Origin of the sequence: Caballeronia sp. BR00000012568055 (genome assembly GCF_029439455.1) — a bacterium.
Classification (GTDB): domain Bacteria; phylum Pseudomonadota; class Gammaproteobacteria; order Burkholderiales; family Burkholderiaceae; genus Caballeronia.
This window is the reverse complement of sequence record NZ_JAQFVG010000109.1, coordinates 50,828-68,583: the sequence shown is the minus strand read 5'-3', so window position 1 is coordinate 68,583 and position 17,756 is coordinate 50,828. Positions and strand designations below refer to the sequence as shown.

Genomic DNA, 17,756 nt, shown 5'->3' with positions numbered 1-17,756 from the left:
AAAACGCTCAATGCGGTCGCCCTTTGTCCCGCATCATTTGCACGAACTGGCGCGCGGCGGGTGACAGCGCGCCGCCCTTTCTGGTCACGATGCCGTACGTCTGCGATTTCGATTTCATCGGCACCGGCACGATGCGCAGCATGCCATGCGCTTCGAACAACTTCGCCACGCTGGTCGGCAAAATCGATACGAGTTCGGCACTCTGCTGCAACAGCGTTGCCGTGACCAGCGGCGACGCGGTGGAAATGGGATTCGCGGGCATCGGCAGGCCAGCGAGATCGAGTTCGCGTTCGAGCAGCGCGCTCATCGGCATATACGTGGGATACGTGATCCAGCGCAGTTTCGCCAATTCCGCGAAGCCGATACCCTTCGCCGCCAGATGCGCGTGATCGTGCCCGACCACCACCGACAACGGTTCGTCCGTCAACGGCTGATACTGATACTTCGACGGCTGATCCGACACGCTCGCGCGCCCGATCACCAGATCGACGCGGCCATCGTCCAGCATCACGAGCATATTCGCGCTCGTATCCTCGATGATTTCGATCGCCAGATCCGGATGCTTCGCGTGCATCTCGTTCACGATCGGCGCGACCCATTCCGGCACGGCGCCCATAATGGTGCCGACCGTCAGCCTTCCGCCTGTTCCCGCGCGAATCTGCGCGACTTCCTGACAAAGCGCCGTGAGATCGGCGGCGAGCACGCGGGCGTAGCGCACCACGCATCGGCCGAACGGATTGGGGATCAGGCCGGTTTTCGCACGCTCGAACAGCGGCGCTTCCAACATCGATTCGAGTTCCGCGAGCGCCTTGCTGGCGGCGGATTGCGTCATCGCCATCGCGCCTGCCGCCTTGTGCAGCGATTTGTGGTCGTCGAGCGCGATCAGCAGTTGCAACTGCTTCATGCGAAGCCGCGACATCAGCACGTCCAGCGTGTTCTTCATAGTGAATGGGCAACCACGAGGTGATTCCAAAAAGCGATCAAGCGATGGAAAGGATTCACTATACATCGCCCGGTCCGAGGCCTTATAGTTCGCGCAAGGCAGCAGTCATCGTACAACTGCGCGCTCCGAATTCTTTCAAGGACGAGACATCATGCAACTCACTGGCAACCTGCTCATCGGTCAGCAATCCGTGCACGGCACCAACGGCGCGATCAAGGCCGTCAACGCGTCCACGGGCGCGGCCATCGAACCGGCTTTCGGCGGCGCGACGCTCGCCGATCTCGACCGCGCCGCTGCGCTCGCGTGGGCCGCGTTCGACGTCTATCGCGAAACCGCGCCGGAAGCGCGCGCAAAGTTTCTCGAAACAATCGCGCAGAACATTCTCGATATCGGCGACGATCTGATCGAGCGCTGCATGACCGAAAGCGGCCTGCCGCGCGCCCGTCTGGAAGGCGAACGTGGCCGTACGGTCGGCCAGCTCCGCATGTTCGCGGATGTCGTGCGCAACGGCGATTTCCTCGGCGTGCGGATCGATCCGGCGCAACCGGAACGCAAGCCGCTGCCGCGCGTGGATCTGCGTCTGCGTCACGTCGGCCTCGGCCCGGTCGCCGTGTTCGGCGCGAGCAACTTCCCGCTGGCGTTCTCCGTCGCGGGCGGCGATACGGCTTCCGCGCTGGCCGCAGGCTGCCCGGTGATCGTCAAGGCGCACTCGGCGCATCCGGGCACGGCGGAACTGGTTGGCCGCGCGGTGCAGAAGGCGGTGAAGGATTGCGGCATGCCGGAAGGCACGTTCTCGCTGCTGTTCGACAGCGGCCGTGATGTCGGTCAAGGTCTGGTTGCGGATAACCGCATCAAGGCAGCGGGCTTCACGGGTTCGCGTGGCGGCGGCGTCGCGCTGATGAAGATCGCAGCGGCGCGCAAGGAACCGATCCCGGTCTACGCGGAAATGAGCAGCATCAACCCGGTTCTGCTGTTCCCGAACGCGCTGAAGAATCGCGGCGAAAGCATCGCCAAGGCGTTCGTGTCGTCGCTGGTGCTGGGCGCGGGTCAGTTCTGCACGAACCCCGGCCTGGTGCTCGCCGTCGATGGTCCGGATCTCGACACGTTCATCGAAGCGGCATCGGCTGCATTGAAGGAAACGGCGGCGCAAACCATGCTCACGCCGGGCATCTTCAAGACGTACGAAAGCTCGGTGTCCAAAGCCGCCGATCACGCCAATGTGACCACCTGCGCGCGCGGCCTCGAAGCCAAGAGCGGCAACCAAGGCCAGTCGGCGCTGTTCGTCACCACGGCGGAAGCCTTCCGCAAGAGCCACGAGCTGCAAGAGGAAATTTTCGGAGCATCGTCGCTGATCGTGCGCTGCCCGAACCTCGATTCGATGCTGGAGTTGATCGAATCGCTGGAAGGCCAGTTGACGTCGGCGCTGCATATCGACGAAGCGGATTACGCGGAAGCCAAGCGCCTGCTGCCCGCACTCGAACGCCGTACCGGCCGTCTGCTGGTGAACGGCTTCGGCACGGGCGTGGAAGTCGGTCACGCGATGGTTCACGGCGGCCCGTTCCCGTCCACGGCAGATGGCCGTTCGACCTCGGTCGGCAGCCTGGCGATCAACCGCTTCCTGCGTCCGGTGAGCTATCAGGATCTGCCGGATGCGCTGTTGCCGGATGCGCTCAAGACGGCTAATCCGCTTGGGCTGAATCGCCGTATCGACGGTAAGCTGCAATTGGCTGACTAAGGGTTTGACTAAGTAGTCAGGCTTTAGTCTTCGAAGGCTGCGATGTGTATGCATCGCAGCTTTTTTCATTTCAGAAATCGCTAACCAAATGTCCAAAATGCATGGCGAATAAATTTACTTCGGATGACGAATCATCTCCTAAAACGCGCTAGCAAATGTAACCAAATGCAAGCACGCAAGCGTTTGCTCTCCGTAGCACGCTGCTATTGAAAAGCTGAATTGCTTTGGCATCAGTGGGTTATCGGGCGAATATAGGGCCTTGTCGTTTATCGGCTAAGGATTGGCGTCTCAAAACCGCCGCCGAGAACCCAAAATGTCAGAAACAAGTGAGCGATGCCAGCGCGGCGATATGCTTCGCCCCATCAGGGCGCAGCACCGATCCCGACGCGTTCACACTTAAACGAGGGCCAGCGCCGGCATCGAGAGACAGGCGCGATACGAGACAAAAACGAGGCGGAAAGCAAAAAACAGCGCGCATACGCGCAGCAGGTTTGCTTTAGGTTTTTGACGGCCCGAGATAGGTGCGAAACGCGATTGACGTCCGAAAAAGCTTGGTCGATATTCGGACTTTCCGTGAGCGAAACACGCGTGTTTCAAGAGCGGGAACAATACGAAGGATTGCTGCCGCGGGACGATTTAAAAAGTCCGAGCGCAAGCGCGCTTGAAGCGTCCTAAGCAATGGCAGCCACGTTATCGCATTTGTCCTTCGAGGGCTTTAGCATGTCCACGCGTCTGACTTTTCCTGCATCGATGTTCTCCGTTGCCTGCCAGCGTTGCGGCAGCACGGTGCGCAAAAATGCCGACAGTTGCCCTACATGCGGCGCGGATCGCAGCGCCGCCTTCGGACTCAAGCGCGATGCTGCATCGGCGGCGGCGAAACCGCGCGGCAGCATGTTCGAGCAGACCGCATCCGCGCCGTTTGCATCGGCGGGAGCTGGCATGTCCACTTCCGCAGGCGCGGCCGGCGCATCCAGCGCCGATACCGGCGCACGTAGCGGCTGGGACGCGAAACGCGCGGCCGAACGCATCGCGCAGAAGGCGGCCGAGCATCGCGCGAGGCAGATCGAACGTGTCGAGCAATCGGCGCGCAACGCGTACGCCGATCCGCGCCACGATCCCGATACCCTTCCAGGCTCCGAAAACTGGACGCAGCGCAAGACGATCATCGCGGGCGCGGCGGCGGTGCTGCTGCTGGCAGGCGCGGTGTTCTATTTCCAGCACGATTCCGGCGACGATACTGCCGCCTCCGGCGAGCACAGCGTGTCCGGCGCGATCGATTCGAAATACGGCCCGAGCACGCACGGTGTCATCGATCGTTCGAATGCGCCAACGATTGCCGCAAATTCGAAGGCTTCCGGCGGCAGCGACGAGATGTCGGGCGTGCGTCAGTCGATGAATCAGCACGATCTGACCACGGCGCGCGCGCGTCTCAAGGCGCTGAATGCGCAACAGCAAACGCGTCCGGAATATGCATCGATCAGCGACGAACTGGTGAAGCGCGAGTTGCAACGCGACGCCGCGCTGCAACTCGCGCGCGCGTGCGAAAGGACGCAGGCGTGGGCGTGCGTGCAGCAGAATGCGAGCGAAGCGCTGTCGCTTGATGGCAGCAGCATCGAATCGCAGGCGATGCTGGAACGCGTGATCGAACATGCGGGCTGGGTCGGGACGAATCCGGCGGCGGCCAGGCAAGCGCTGGCGGCATCGACTGTGACGAATTCGGCGAAGCTGGCAGCGCCTGCTCCCGCACCGGCTGCGGTTGCCGCTGTTCCCGCGCCCGCGCAGGACAAACCCGCTGCATCGATTTCGACGCAGAAAACGTGGGCCGAGCGCCGTGCCGAGAAGCGCGCCGCGCAAGCCGCTGCCGCCGCCGCGCGTCAGGCCGCCGCCGATGAAGCGCGCGCCAATGCCGAAGCCAAAGCGCAAGCCAGGGCGGAAGCCGATGCCGCCGCGAAAGCCGACAAACTGGCGCGTGCGCAGGCCGCGACGAATGCGCTGACTGCGACCAGCACCGCGCCCGAAACTCATACGACGACTCGCACGGCGCCAGCGCAGCAGCAGCCGGCCGCAGCACAAGCCAGCGCACCGAAAAAGCCGCAATACATCGGCGATTCGCAGTCTGATGCGACCGCGGCGCGTGGGGCGCAGTATTTGGGGCAACCGTCCGCTGCGCCGTCGCCATCGACATCGCAGAATGGGTCGGCGCAGTACATCGGCCAGCCGGAAACGCGCGCGCAACCCGCGCCTGCGCCCGCTCAGGTGCCCGCTCCGGTGCCGCGTCCGCCGCAGTACATCGGACAAACGAGCGCGAGCCCGTCGACAGTGCCGCATCCGCCTGTCAATGCACAACTCAACGCACAACCTACCGCGCAACCCGTCGCGCAGCGCGTGCCGCCGATCATCGGACAAAGCGGAACACAGACCGCCGCGCCGGTTCATCAAGACACCGACAAGACCGAAGCGCTCGAACGCGCGATCAAACAATACGGCTGGAGCGGCTCGGACTCGATGCCCAAGCCCTCGCAGTGACACGACGTGCGCGGCAAGGTTCGGAGACCGCCGACCCGCGCACCGTGAGCATGACCGAAGAAGACCAGATTGCGCGCGATGGATGGCGTTCGCCGTGCATCGCCGCGAGTTTCAACGAACCCGTCAACTCAGATCAAGGGTCAATCATGCTTGCCACGAAAATCATGCAGAACGCCGCGCGCGGGGCGCTCGCGATGCTCGCCGTCAGTGCGCTGTGCGGCGCGCTGCAATCGGCTTATGCGGCCGATCCGGTGCCGTACAAAATCACCACCGGTCAGGAGCGCGGGACGTATATCCAGATCGGCCAGGACTTGTCGAAGTACGTCGCGCAACCGGCGGGCATCGATCTCGAAGTGTTGCCATCGAAGGGATCGGCGGAAAACGTGCAGCGCATGCGCTACGAGCCGGGCGTGAAGTTCGCGCTGGTGCAATCGGACGTGTATCAGGCGTATATGGATATGGCGACGTCCGGTAACGCGGATGCCGCCAAGATCATTCAGCCGCTGCGCCTCATCATGCCGCTCTACGATGAAGAAATTTACTTCGTGGTGCGTTCGGATTCGCCGCTCAAGACCATCAACGAGATCAAGGATAAAAACATCAGCGTGGGGCCGATCGGCAGCGGCACGGCGCAGTCGGCGGAGACGTTGTATCGGCTGATGTTCGGTGAGCCGATTCCCGAGGCCAACGAGCAGCACTTCAACAACGAGGATTCGCTCGCCAAGCTGATCGTGCGCAAGATCGATGTGGCGGTGATCGTCGCGGGCCAGCCGGCCAAGCTGTTTCAGGACATGAATCCGGAGCTGTTGCAGCAGATCAAACTGCTGCGGCTCGATCCGAGCGCGCCCGAAACCGCGCGCGCCAAGCAAACCTATTTCCCCGCGACGATCCGCACCACGAGCTATCCGAACTGGATCACCGAAGATACGCCGACGCTCACCGTGCGCGCGTTCCTCGTGACCTATGACTATGGCTTGCGCGGCACGGTCGGATCGCTGTCGAAGTTCGCGGATTCGCTGTGCACGAACTTCGATCAGTTGCAGGCGAACGGGCATCCGAAGTGGAAGCAGGTGCATCTCGACTTGCCGCCGCTGACCAAGGGCTGGAAATACTATCCGCCGATGGAAAAGCGCCTGCGCGCGTGCATCGCGCATCGGCAGGCGATGGCGCAAGGCAGCGCGCAAACCGTCTCCACGCGCAACGTCGATGCCGACGCGCCGAAGCCGAAGAAAGCCACCTGCACGGCGCAGGAGAAAGTGCTTTTATTGTGCGATCAGTGATCTAAAGCAGCGTCGGCATGAGCGCGGCCAGCCGCGCCGTGCCGCGCTCGATGGCCTCCACGCTCGTTCCGCCATAGCCGAGCAGCACGCCCTGCTCGCCCGGCTTGCCCGCATAAAAATCCGCGATTCCGTACAGCCCGACCGATGCCTCGCGCGCCGCCGCAACCACGCGCGCTTCATCGTGTGTGTCGCTCAAGCGCGCGACCAGGTGGATGCCGGCGGTCGAAGGCATCGGCTCGAACCAGGGCGCGAGTTCGCCGCCGAGACTTCGCAGCAAACGACTACGCCGTGCGGCATACGCCTTGTGCATGCGCCGCAGATGCTTCGCGTAATCGCCGTCCAGCATGAACGCGGCGAGCGCGGTTTGCGTGAGCATGCAGGAATGCCAGTCGCAGATTTGCTTGGCGGTCCAAAGCGGTTCGCGCAGCGTCGCGGGCGGCACCACATAGCCGATACGCAGATCGGGAAAAATGGTCTTCGAGAACGTGCCGACATACGCGACCAGCCCCGCGTGATCCAGACTTTTCAGCGATTCGACCGGACGCCCTTCGAAGCGAAACTCGCCATCGTAATCATCCTCGACGATGATCGCGCCGCGCTGCGCCGCCCACTCCAGCAACGCGATACGCCGCTCCAGACTCATCGGCATGCCGAGCGGAAACTGATGCGACGGCGTCACATACACGAGGCGCGTATTGCGCGGCAGCTTGCTCACGACGATGCCCTCGCCATCCACCGGCACATGCGCGATGCGCGCGCCGAGCGCCGCATACAACGCGCGCGCGGGCGGATAACCCGGCTCCTCGACCGCGACCACATCGCCCGGCTGAATCACGATGCGCGCGAGCAGATCGAGCGCCTGCTGCGCGCCCTGCGTCACCACGACGTCCTGCCAGTTGCACGTCACCGCGCGGCTGAACGCCAGATAGCGCGCGATGCCGAGCCGCAACTCCTGCTCGCCCGCCGGATCGCGATACGCCGCGACATCGCCTCCCGCGCGCGCCTGCTGACGGATCGCGTGATGCAGACAGCGGCGCCAGGCATCGTAGGGAAACAGCGTTTTGTCGGTGACGCCGCCTTTGAAATCGCAATCGAGCGAACCATCGGCGGGTGGCATGGGCATGGCCATGCGCTGCGGCATGTCGCGCCAGATGCCTGCGGCACGGGCGATAGCCGAAGCGGGTTCGGCGCGCGCGCTTGGCAGACGCGTGAGACCGGCGGCGACGAAGGTGCCATCGCCTGCGCGCGTGCGCAGAAAACCTTCGGCAATCAAGCGCTCGAAGACATCGAGCGTGGTCTTGCGGGAGACGCCGAGCTGCGCGGCAAGATCGCGCGTGGACGGCAAGCGCTCGTTCGCCGCCAGCCGCCCTTCGATAATGCCCGCGCGCAGTTGACCGTAGATCTGGTTGGTCAGATCGCGCCGGCCGTGGAGAGTGATGTGGATGTCCAAGGTGTGCGGCTTATTCCGCGCGCGACGCTCGCAACGCCACTGATGGCTGAATGTCCGTCAAGATGCCACCCCAAACACCGCCATACACAACGTCACCCCTTCATCCGTCAACCATGCGCTTCCCGTGCCTTCCTCGCTCATCTGCATCTCCACCAGCCCCGCATCCGACAAACCAGCCAACTGACGCCGCAAGGTGCTCATCGGCAAATCGGCTTGTTTGGCGATCTTCGCCAGCGACCACGTGCGATCGGGCGCTTCCGACTTCGCGCGCCAGAGTTGCGTGAGCACGGCGACCAGCGCCGGATCGATGCCATCGTTCATTTGTCATTCTCCTTAGCGTGCGCGTCGAGTTCGGTGGCCAAAGTGCCCAGCCGTTGCAGGGCGGCTTCGCTGTCCGCCGTCCACGGATAACTGTAGTTGAGCCGGATGAAATGGCTGAACGCATTGCGCGTCGAAAACATGGTGCCCGGCCCGACCGTGATGCCGCATTCGAGCGCGGCGCGATAGAGCTTCATCGAATCGACGCGCGGCGGCAGTTCGACCCATAACACATAGCCACCTTGCGGCGTCGATGTGCGGGTGCCTGGCGGAAAGAAACGCTCGACCATCGACATCATGATGCGCGCCTGCTGCCGATACAACTTGCGCACGCGCCGCAAATGCCGGTCGTAGCCGTCCTGCCGCAGATAATCGGCGATAGCGACCTGCGGCACCGAAGGCGTGGTCAGCGTGTTGAGGAACTTGAGCTTCTCCACCTGCGCGCGAAACCGCCCCGGCATCGCCCAGCCAATGCGATACGACGCCGTCAGACTCTTCGAGAACGATGCGCAATGCAAGACGAGCCCTTTGGTATCGAAATTCTTGAGCGTGGACGGACGCGCATCGCCGAAATAAAGCTCGTGATACACATCGTTTTCGATGACGGGAATCTCGTGCTCGCTCAGCAATTCGACCAGCCGGCGCTTGCGCTCGTCCGGCATCTGGAAGCCGAGCGGGTTCTGGAAGTTCGGCATCACCATGCACGCGGCGATTTTGCGCCGCGCGATGATCGCGGCCAGTGCGTCGATATCGATGCCATCGGCCGGATGCGTCGGCACTTCGATCGCGCGCATGCCGAGACGCTCGATGGCGTGGAGCATCGCGTAATACGTCGGTGATTCGACGGCGACGGTATCGCCCGGTTTGGCGACGGCCTGCAAACTGAGATTGATCGCTTCCGTTGCACCGACCGTAATCACGATTTCGTCGGGATCGACCGGCACGCCGTTTTCCGCATAACGCCGCGCAATCTGGCGAATGAGTTCGGGATTGCCGGGTGGCAGATCATCGATCAGATTCCAGCTTGCATGCCGGCGCGCGATCGCGTTCGCATACTGGTTGATGCGCCGCCACGGGAACGGCTCGGGATCGGGATACGGCGAGCCGAACGGCACGGCATCGTGCGCGCCGATACTGCGCAACGTGGACAGCACCAGCCCGCTCACATCCACTTCCGATGCCGCAGCAATCGTGCGTTTCGCCACGCGCGCCATCACACGCGCAGGCGGTTTCGCCCGCACGAAGTACCCCGACTGCGGACGCGTCTCCAGAATGCCGCGACTCTCCAGCAGCGCATACGCGTGCAGCACCGTCTTGATGCTCACGCCGTGTTGCTGACTCGCCTGCCGCACCGACGTCACGCGTTCACCGGGCGCGAACACGCCGCGCCGCACGGCTTCTTCGATCTCATCGGCGAATTTCTCGTAGAGCTTCATCATGTCGCAACTGTACTCCTCTTATTTCGCATTTTCTGTGCGCCGCGAAAAATTTGGAACACAGTACGATTTCTTCATCGCTTAATCCGCCGTCACACACAAGCCATGAAGAAGTCAGAAGCCCGCATCGAACCGTACACGCACCCGGCCGCCGGCTGGGGCGCGCTCAAGCAAGTCGCGATCAATCTCGTCAAGGAACGCGTTGCGGGCGGCAATTACAAGACACTCTTCAAGCAGAATCAGCCCGATGGATTCGATTGCCCCGGCTGTGCGTGGCCGGATCGCGAGCACGGCTCGACATTCGAGTTCTGCGAAAACGGCGTCAAAGCCGTCGCCGCCGAAGCGACGTCCAAGCGCGTGACGCCCGCGTTCTTCGAAGAGCACACGGTCGAAGCGCTGATGGCGCAATCGGACTATGAACTGGAGCAGCACGGACGCCTGACCGATCCGCTCGTCTACGACTCGAAACGCGACCGTTACGTGCCGATCGAATGGGACGCGGCGTTCGAACTGATCGCCGCGCATCTGAAAGCACTCGATAACCCGGACCGCGCCGCGTTCTACACGTCCGGCCGCGCCAGCAACGAAGCCGCATTCCTCTATCAGTTGTTCGTGCGGATGGTTGGCACCAACAATTTCCCCGATTGCTCGAACATGTGCCATGAGGCGACGAGCCGCGGCTTGCCGCATACGGTTGGCATCGGCAAGGGCACGGTCACGCTCGACGATTTCGAACACGCGGATACGCTGCTGATCTTCGGCCAGAATCCGGCGACCAACCATCCGCGCATGCTCGGCGAACTGCGCGAGTGCGCCAAGCGCGGCGCGACCATCGTGTCGATCAACCCGCTCAAGGAACGCGGACTCGAACGCTTCGCCAGCCCGCAGCACACGCTCGATATGTTGAATCCGAAGGGCGTGAAAATCAGTTCGGTGTTCATTCGCCCGAAAGTGGGCGGCGACTTCGCGTTAATCAAAGGCGTGGCAAAACGCGTGATCGAACTCGACGATGAAGCCATTTCGAACGGCAGCGAACGCGTGCTCGACGTGGCCTTCATCGCGGAACATACCGTCAACTTCGACGCCTTCGCCGACGACCTGCGCGCCGAAAGCTGGGACGCGGTGATCGAAGAATCCGGTGTGCCGATGGAAGACGTCCTCAAGCTCGCCGATATCTACGTGAAAGGCCGCGCCGTGATTTCGACGTGGGGCATGGGCCTCACGCAGCACAAGAACTCCGTGCCGACCATCCAGATTCTCTCGAACCTGATGATGATGCGCGGAAACATCGGCCGGCGCGGTGCGGGGCTGTGCCCGGTGCGCGGCCACTCCAATGTGCAGGGCGACCGCACGGTCGGTATCGAAGAGAAGCCGACGCAGGCGTTTCTCGACAAGCTCGGCGCGGCCTACGACTTCGAGCCGCCGCGCGAACACGGTTACGACGTGGTCGAAACCATTCACGCGATGCTGGAAGGCAAGGTGAAGGTGTTCATCGGATTAGGCGGCAATTTTTCGATCGCCACGCCCGATACGCCGCGCACATGGGAAGCCATGCGCGCTTGCGACCTCACCGTGCACGTGACGACCAAGCTGAACCGCAGCCATCTGATCCACGGCCGCGACGCGCTGATCCTGCCGACGCTCGGCCGCACCGAAATCGATATGCAGAACGGCGTGCCGCAAGGCGTGACCGTCGAAGATTCGATGAGCATGGTGCATATCTCCTACGGCATGAACAAGCCGGCATCGGCCAATCTGCTGTCGGAAATAGCGATCGTCGCGCGCATGGCGCATGCGACGCTCGGCTCGGCGAAAGTGGACTGGCTCGCGCACGCCGCCGACTACGCGCTGATCCGCGATGGTATCGAAAAGGTGATCGACGGCTTCGAGCGCTATAACGAACGGCTAAAGCAACCGGGTGGCTTTCACCTCGGCGTGGCGTCGCGCGACCGCATCTGGAAGACGCCGAGCGGCCGCGCGCAGTTCATCGTCCACAAGATTGCCTTCGATACCCCGATTCACCGCGCCCGCGCGCGGCACGGCGAACGCCTGATGACGCTCATGACCACGCGCTCGCACGATCAGTACAACACCACCATCTACGGTCTCGATGACCGCTACCGTGGCGTGTACGGCCAGCGCCGCGTGCTGTTTGCGAACCGCGAGGATATCGACATGCTCGGTTTCGAGCCGGACGAGTTCGTGGATATCACCAGCGTCTGGGACGATGGCGTGGAGCGCCGCGCCGAAAGCTTCAGGCTCGTCGCATACGATATTCCGCGCGGATGCCTGGGCGCGTACTATCCGGAGACCAATCCGCTCGTGCCGTTGTCATCGGTTGCGGATGGCGCCGGTACGCCGACGTCGAAGTCCATTCCCGTGTTGCTGACGCGTTCCACGCACGCCATTGCCGTGTGAGATCGCGCGTGGAAGCGAGATTGCCGAGCGCGTGACTGCGCGCCCGCTGCCGATGCCGGATGCGCCGCTCAAGCGCATCCGCGCCGCTGAACCACCGGTCGATCACCAGACCCATCATGCCGAGGATCGCGACGCCGGCCATCCAGCCGATCGCGATATCGTTAAAGCGATCCGCGAACCAGATGCCGCCTGTCATGGCGGCGGCGAATACAAAGAAGACCATTGCAATGGGCGGGCAATGTTCATGCTCGACGCGCGCGTTCCCGAACGCTCCCATGCCATGCTGATAGCCGCTCTGGGAATGGACGCTGATCAAATTCATTTTGTTCTCCCGACTTTCCTCACGTTGGTCGTTTCGCCAACTTAAACAGTCAGGAGGTCTGGCGACATCAGACTTATCCGAACAATCGATATTCGGATAAATCACGCATGCCTCGCTGCTTCACTTCGCCGCTGCAAGCTCCTGCTGGCGTGCATCCGCTTCCCCGGCAAGCGGCACGACGCCCGACGAATTGAAGGTATGCGGCTGCAGCATCAGCGCAATCAGCCCCGTCCAGCCAGTCTGATGCGAAGCGCCGACGCCGCGCCCGTTGTCGCCATCGAAATATTCGTGGAAAAGGATCAGGTCGCGTGAACGTGGGTCTGTTTGTAGGTGCGGATAAGCCGCCATCACCGGACGCTTGCCGCTTTTATCCAGCAGAAAGAGCGTGGTGAGACGGCGCGAGAGTTCATCGGCGATCTGCGCAAGCGAGAAACATTGACCCGAACCGGTCGGATATTCGACGCGGAAATCATCGCCGTAATAGCGATGGAATTCGCGGATCGACTGGATCAGCAGATAGTTGACCGGCATCCACACCGGCCCGCGCCAATTGGAGTTGCCGCCGAACACACGCGAATTCGACTCGGCCGGAAGGTACTGAATGCTGAAGCTCTCGCTGTTGTGATAGAACACGAACGGCTGATCCAGATGCACGCGCGACAAGGCGCGCACGCCGTGATCGGAGAGAAATTCGGTTTCGTCCAGCATGCGCCTGAGCAGCGCTTTCATCCGATGCCCGCGCAACAGCGACAGCAGCACGCTATTGCCTTTTCCTTCGACATTCCATCGCGATACCAGCCGCGCCAGATCCGGGCGATGCTCCAGAAACCAGTGCAGCCGGTCACGCAGCCCCGGCAGTCCGTGCGCGACGCCCGGCTCCAGCACATGCACCGCGAACATCGGAATGAGGCCGACGATGGATCGAATGCGCATGGGCACGCTCGATCCATCCGGCAGGCGCAGCTTGTCGTAGAAGAACTCGTCTTCCGTGTCCCACAAGCCCGTATCGCAGCCATCTTCGCAACTCACCGCTTCCGCGATATACAGGAAATGCTCGAAGAACTTGACCGCGATATCGATGAACACCTTGTTCGCGTACGCCAGTTCCAATGCAATACGCATGAGGTCGAGCGCGTACGCCGCCATCCACGCGGTGCCATCGGCCTGATCGATATGACCGCCTGTGGGCAGCGGCGACGAGCGATCGAAGATGCCGACGTTGTCCAGCCCGAGAAAGCCGCCCTGAAAGATATTGCGATCGTCGGCGTCTTTGCGGTTGACCCACCACGAGAAGTTCAGCAGCAGCTTGTGGAACACGAGTTCCAGAAAATCGCGGTCGCCCTTGCCCGTAATCGCACGATCGATGCAGTAGACGCGCCACGTTGCCCAGGCGTGCACGGGCGGGTTAGCATCGCCGAAAGCCCATTCGTAGGCGGGCAGTTGTCCGTTGGGATGCTGATAGCGGTCCTTCACCAGCAGCAACATTTGACGCTTCGCAAACTCCGGATCGATCAGCACGAACGCGGCGGCATGAAACGCGAGATCCCACGACGCGTACCACGGATATTCCCACTTGTCCGGCATCGATACGATGTCCGCGTTACACAGATGCCGCCAGTCGGCGTTGCGCCCTTGTCTGCGCTGTTTCGGCGGTTTCGGCTGCAAAGGATCGCCGTCGAGCCAGCGCGTGACATCGAACTGGTAGTACTGCTTCGACCAGAGCATGCCGGCAAGCGCCTGACGTTGCACCAGCCGCTGGTCTGCATCGGCGAAATCGTGTTGCAGCGCGCCGTAAAACTCGTCCGCCTCCGAAATACGCCTTGCAAACAGCGCATCGGCATCGAGCGGCACGGTGTCGGGCGCGGATTCGGGACGCCAGCGCATATACACCACGGCCTTGCCATGCGCCTGCAATCGCACGTGCATGCGCGCGGCCACGCGTGTGCCGGTATCGCGTCGGATGGCGTTTTCATCGCCTTGCAAGAGGTAGTCGTTGAAGCCGTCCTTGAACGGGCCAACGCCCTCCATATGAAAAAGGCGCTTGACGTTGGTCTCGTTTTCGCAGAACAGCCATTCGACCGCTTCGGCATCCGGCGACCACGCGGTGACGACCATCGGTTCATGACCGCCGTGCTCTGCGGCGACGTATTGCGTCTGGTTGACCGTTTCCAGTGTGAGCGAAGGCTTCACCGGTAACGGTTTCCACGACCACGTATTGCGCGCCCACATTTGCGGCAGGACATCGAGTTCCGCGTCCACATCGCCGCGATTTTCGATGCTCACGCGCATCACGATATCGTCTGCCGTGTGCTTGGCGTATTCCACTTGCACGTCGAAGTAGCGCTGATCGTCGAACACGCCGGTATCGAGCACTTCGTATTCGGGCATGTCAGGACCGCGACGCGCGTTTTCATCGACGAGATCGGCGTACGGAAACGCGGCATGCGGATATTTGTAGAGCATGCGCATGTAGGAATGCGTGGGCGTGCCATCGACGTAAAAGTACAGTTCCTTCACGTCCTCGCCATGATTGCCTTCCTCGTTCGTCAGACCGAACAAGCGCTCCTTGATGATGGAATCCTGACCGTTCCAAAGCGCCAGCGACACGCACCAGTTGAGCTTGTCGTCACCGAAACCGGCAAGGCCGTCTTCGCCCCATCGATACGCCCGGCTGCGCGCATGATCGTGCGGGAAGTATTCCCACGCCGTGCCGAATTCGCTGTAATCCTCGCGGACCGTGCCCCATTGACGCTCGCTCAGATACGGTCCCCAACGCTGCCAGCGCGAACAGTCCGGTGAATGCAGCCGCATTCCTTCCGTGGTTTGCATCTGATTGACGATGGGCGCTTTCGGCATGTAAGTCTCCTGTGGGTGCTGCATGAAGCCGCAGGCAAGACTCGTAATTTAGCGCGTTTCCACTGTATTACGCTGGATCAGGAGCCGTTCGATGCGCATGAATTCTGCCAGCGACCACGCCTGAAATGGCGTGCCACCGGGCGTGTGCGGTGCATCACCATCGGCCACTTCGCTGATGTGATCGAGACCGAAATGATCGAGATGATCGTACAAGGGCGTGAGAAAGCGCTCGCGCACGCCATCCGCGCCATGCACGCGCAGCCACGCTTCGATAAACGGTCCCATCAGCCACGGCCATACGGTGCCTTCGTGATACGCGCCATCGCGTTCCAGCACGCCGCCTGCATAATGCGGCCGATACGCCGGATCGTTCGGCGCAAGCGTGCGCAGACCGAGCGGCGTCAGCAGATGCGTTTCCACTTGCGTGAGCACGGCAAGCGCCGTATCGCCATCGATCAGCGGAAACGGCAGGCCGCCGAGCGCGAAAATCTGATTCGGTCGAATGGAATGATCGAGCTTGCCGGGTTCGTGATCGACATCGACGACATCGCAGAGCGTGTGGGTATCGGCATCGACGAAACGGGTGGTGAAACTGGCGCGCGCACGATCGCGCATGTCCTGCCAGCGCGTATCCCATTCCGATACGATCGACAGCGCGTTGATCCACAACGCCTGCACTTCCACCGGCTTGCCGATGCGCGGCGTCACGACCCAGTCGCCCGCCTTCGCGTCCATCCACGTGAGCTGCACGCCGGGCACGCCCGCGCGCAGCAAACCGTCCGTGCCCGCCGCGATATTGAAGCGCGTGCCGCGCGTATAGCCTTCGAGAATGGATTCCGCCGCGCGTTGCAATCGCGTCGCGGTGGCGGCGCTGGCGTGGTTCGTCGCCAGATAGTCATGCACGGCGACGATAAACCACAGCGAGGCATCGACGGAGTTGTATTCGGGCAGACCGCCGCTGTCGGGAAAACGGTTCGGCACCATGCCTTCGGAAATCGTATCGGCCCATTCGAGCAGGATCGATTCGGCTTCTGCGTAGCGCCCTGCCGCGAGCAATAAACCGCGCATCGAAATGAAGGTATCGCGGCCCCAATCCGTGAACCACGGAAAGCCCGCGATGATCGTGCGTCCCACATTGCGATTGACGATATACGCGTCGGCGGCGCGCGCGAGACGTGTATCGAATTTGGCGCGCCGTTCCGCTTCCGCCGATGCGAGTTGCGTGGCATGCGTGAGCGCATCGGCATCGCGGAAAGGATCGTGTTCGGCGACGGCGTGCAGGATCATCGCCGCTTCTTCACGCGCGAGATCGAACGCAAACACGCCCGGCGATGCGAGGTCTTCCGTGAAGTCCATTCCACGTTCACGCTCGCGTACATAGCAGAAGTTGCGATACCAATCGGGCGCGTGTTGATACACACCATTCGTGGTCGCCGCAATCACCGGCAGATCGCCATATGGATGCCAATGCACGCGTCCGCCATCGACGCTCGCATCGAAAGAAAAGGACGCGTTTTCATGATGCATGCCGTGGTAATCGCGTCCCGAGAGCAAGGGCCGCACTTTGAGCGTGGCAGCCTTCGATGCGCCTTCGAAACGCCATCGCAACACCGTTTCGCGGCTTTCCTTCGACACGAAAACTTCAGCCGCCAGCACCACATCTTGATCGATACGAAAGCGCCACGTCGGCCACGGCTCGGTCTCGAAGCTCAGCAGATTGGCGCGCGAATCGGGATACAGCACATCGGGCGCGTAACGCTGCATTGTCAGCGGAATGCGCGCGCCATTCAGTTCGATCCACGCTTCGACGCCATTCACCAGCACAACGCGCCCCGCCGGCGGCTGCGTCGCGCACAGCAGCAACGCGTGATAACGGCGCGTGCGCATCGTGCCGACGGTGCCGGAAGCGAAGCCGCCGAACGCATCGGCTTCGAGCCATTCGTCTTCGAGACGTGCATCATCGAATTGATCGATGCGGGTCATCACGCTCCTTTCTTCTTTTGATATTCCTTCAGCGCGCGTTTGGCTTTCGTGCGGATGGCGTTCTTCATCTGCGGCGTCCAGCCGAGCAGCCAGCCGCTCGCGCCCAGCGCCTGACGGCTCCAGCGATAAAGATCGAAAGTATCGGTTTGTTCGGCGATCAAACCATCGCGAATGGCGAAGCGCGTTTGAATATCGTTGACGACGAAGCGGCCCGTGGCCGAATACGTATAGCGCGCAACAGCGTGCGCGCTGGCGGTCTGTCCAAGCGATTTGATGTCTTCGACTGCGAGCGTGAGGTCTTCGGCGCGGGCGAGCAGCATGCGCCACATATCGCCTGCTTCGCGCCCGTGCAGCGCGCCGAACACCGGGTCTTCGAAGCGTATGTCGGACGAGTAGCACGCCGCCATGCCTTCGGCGTCTTTCGACTGGAACGCTTCGTAGAAGCGCGCGATCAGGTCGGTGTTTTGGTTGGGCACGGTTTCAAGGGAT

Annotated in this window: 13 protein-coding genes; 5 read left to right on the top strand and 8 right to left on the bottom strand. The window is 62.1% G+C overall.

From position 1 onward, the window contains the following. Positions 1 to 7 precede the first annotated feature (7 nt). A complete protein-coding gene (locus P7F28_RS06840; protein WP_277183741.1) occupies positions 8 to 943 on the bottom strand; it encodes a LysR family transcriptional regulator in 936 nt (311 codons plus the stop codon). Positions 944 to 1,094: 151 nt separating this feature from the next. On the opposite strand from P7F28_RS06840, the gene P7F28_RS06835 reads away from it, so the two are divergent. Further along, entirely contained in the window at positions 1,095 to 2,678 is a 1,584-nt protein-coding gene (locus P7F28_RS06835; RefSeq protein WP_277183740.1) for an aldehyde dehydrogenase (NADP(+)), read from the top strand. Positions 2,679 to 3,349: 671 nt separating this feature from the next. Here the strand turns inward: P7F28_RS06835 and P7F28_RS06830 are convergent. Beyond that, positions 3,350 to 3,619 carry a hypothetical protein gene (locus P7F28_RS06830; RefSeq protein WP_277183739.1) on the bottom strand — a complete coding sequence of 90 codons (270 nt, stop codon included), beginning with the start codon at positions 3,617 to 3,619 and terminating at the stop codon, positions 3,350 to 3,352. Here P7F28_RS06830 and P7F28_RS06825 point away from each other — a divergent pair. Then, positions 3,618 to 5,204 carry a zinc ribbon domain-containing protein gene (locus P7F28_RS06825; RefSeq protein WP_277183738.1) on the top strand — a complete coding sequence of 529 codons (1,587 nt, stop codon included), beginning with the start codon at positions 3,618 to 3,620 and terminating at the stop codon, positions 5,202 to 5,204. The genes P7F28_RS06830 and P7F28_RS06825 overlap by 2 nt on opposite strands. A 146-nt stretch (positions 5,205 to 5,350) precedes the next feature. Next, on the top strand, positions 5,351 to 6,484 hold the full coding sequence (locus P7F28_RS06820; RefSeq protein ID WP_370467252.1) for a TAXI family TRAP transporter solute-binding subunit: 1,134 nt from the start codon (positions 5,351 to 5,353) through the stop codon (positions 6,482 to 6,484). Between the two features lies 1 nt (position 6,485). Here the strand turns inward: P7F28_RS06820 and P7F28_RS06815 are convergent, their stop codons facing one another. The 3 genes from P7F28_RS06815 to P7F28_RS06805 are packed head-to-tail and all read right to left on the bottom strand — an operon-like array spanning position 6,486 to position 9,688. Further along, on the bottom strand, positions 6,486 to 7,934 hold the full coding sequence (locus P7F28_RS06815) for a PLP-dependent aminotransferase family protein (RefSeq protein ID WP_277183737.1): 1,449 nt from the start codon (positions 7,932 to 7,934) through the stop codon (positions 6,486 to 6,488). Positions 7,935 to 7,991: 57 nt separating this feature from the next. Then, positions 7,992 to 8,255: a helix-turn-helix domain-containing protein gene (locus P7F28_RS06810; protein WP_277183736.1), complete on the bottom strand. Its 264-nt coding sequence runs from the start codon at positions 8,253 to 8,255 to the stop codon at positions 7,992 to 7,994. After that, positions 8,252 to 9,688: a PLP-dependent aminotransferase family protein gene (locus tag P7F28_RS06805; protein ID WP_277183807.1), complete on the bottom strand. Its 1,437-nt coding sequence runs from the start codon at positions 9,686 to 9,688 to the stop codon at positions 8,252 to 8,254. Before P7F28_RS06805 ends, P7F28_RS06810 begins: the two co-directional genes overlap by 4 nt. 105 nt (positions 9,689 to 9,793) lie before the next feature. Between P7F28_RS06805 and P7F28_RS06800 the strand changes: the two genes are divergently transcribed. Both P7F28_RS06800 and P7F28_RS06795 read left to right on the top strand, forming a co-directional pair. Beyond that, positions 9,794 to 12,106 (top strand): FdhF/YdeP family oxidoreductase, encoded by a 2,313-nt coding sequence (locus P7F28_RS06800; RefSeq protein WP_277183735.1) that lies wholly within the window; start codon positions 9,794 to 9,796, stop codon positions 12,104 to 12,106. A 31-nt stretch (positions 12,107 to 12,137) separates the two neighbouring features. Further along, positions 12,138 to 12,473: a hypothetical protein gene (locus tag P7F28_RS06795; RefSeq protein WP_277183734.1), complete on the top strand. Its 336-nt coding sequence runs from the start codon at positions 12,138 to 12,140 to the stop codon at positions 12,471 to 12,473. Positions 12,474 to 12,548: 75 nt separating this feature from the next. Here P7F28_RS06795 and P7F28_RS06790 read toward each other — a convergent pair whose 3' ends face one another. From P7F28_RS06790 to P7F28_RS06780, 3 genes are read right to left on the bottom strand one after another with little or no spacing between them, the layout of a single operon-like run. Further along, entirely contained in the window at positions 12,549 to 15,284 is a 2,736-nt protein-coding gene (locus tag P7F28_RS06790; protein WP_277183733.1) for a glucosidase, read from the bottom strand. Between the two features lie 48 nt (positions 15,285 to 15,332). After that, complete coding sequence (locus tag P7F28_RS06785) at positions 15,333 to 17,267, bottom strand: amylo-alpha-1,6-glucosidase (RefSeq protein ID WP_277183732.1); 1,935 nt, start codon at positions 17,265 to 17,267, stop codon at positions 15,333 to 15,335. Then, entirely contained in the window at positions 17,267 to 17,743 is a 477-nt protein-coding gene (locus tag P7F28_RS06780; RefSeq protein ID WP_277183731.1) for a nuclear transport factor 2 family protein, read from the bottom strand. The genes P7F28_RS06785 and P7F28_RS06780 overlap by 1 nt, the downstream gene beginning before the upstream one ends. Positions 17,744 to 17,756: the final 13 nt, after the last annotated feature.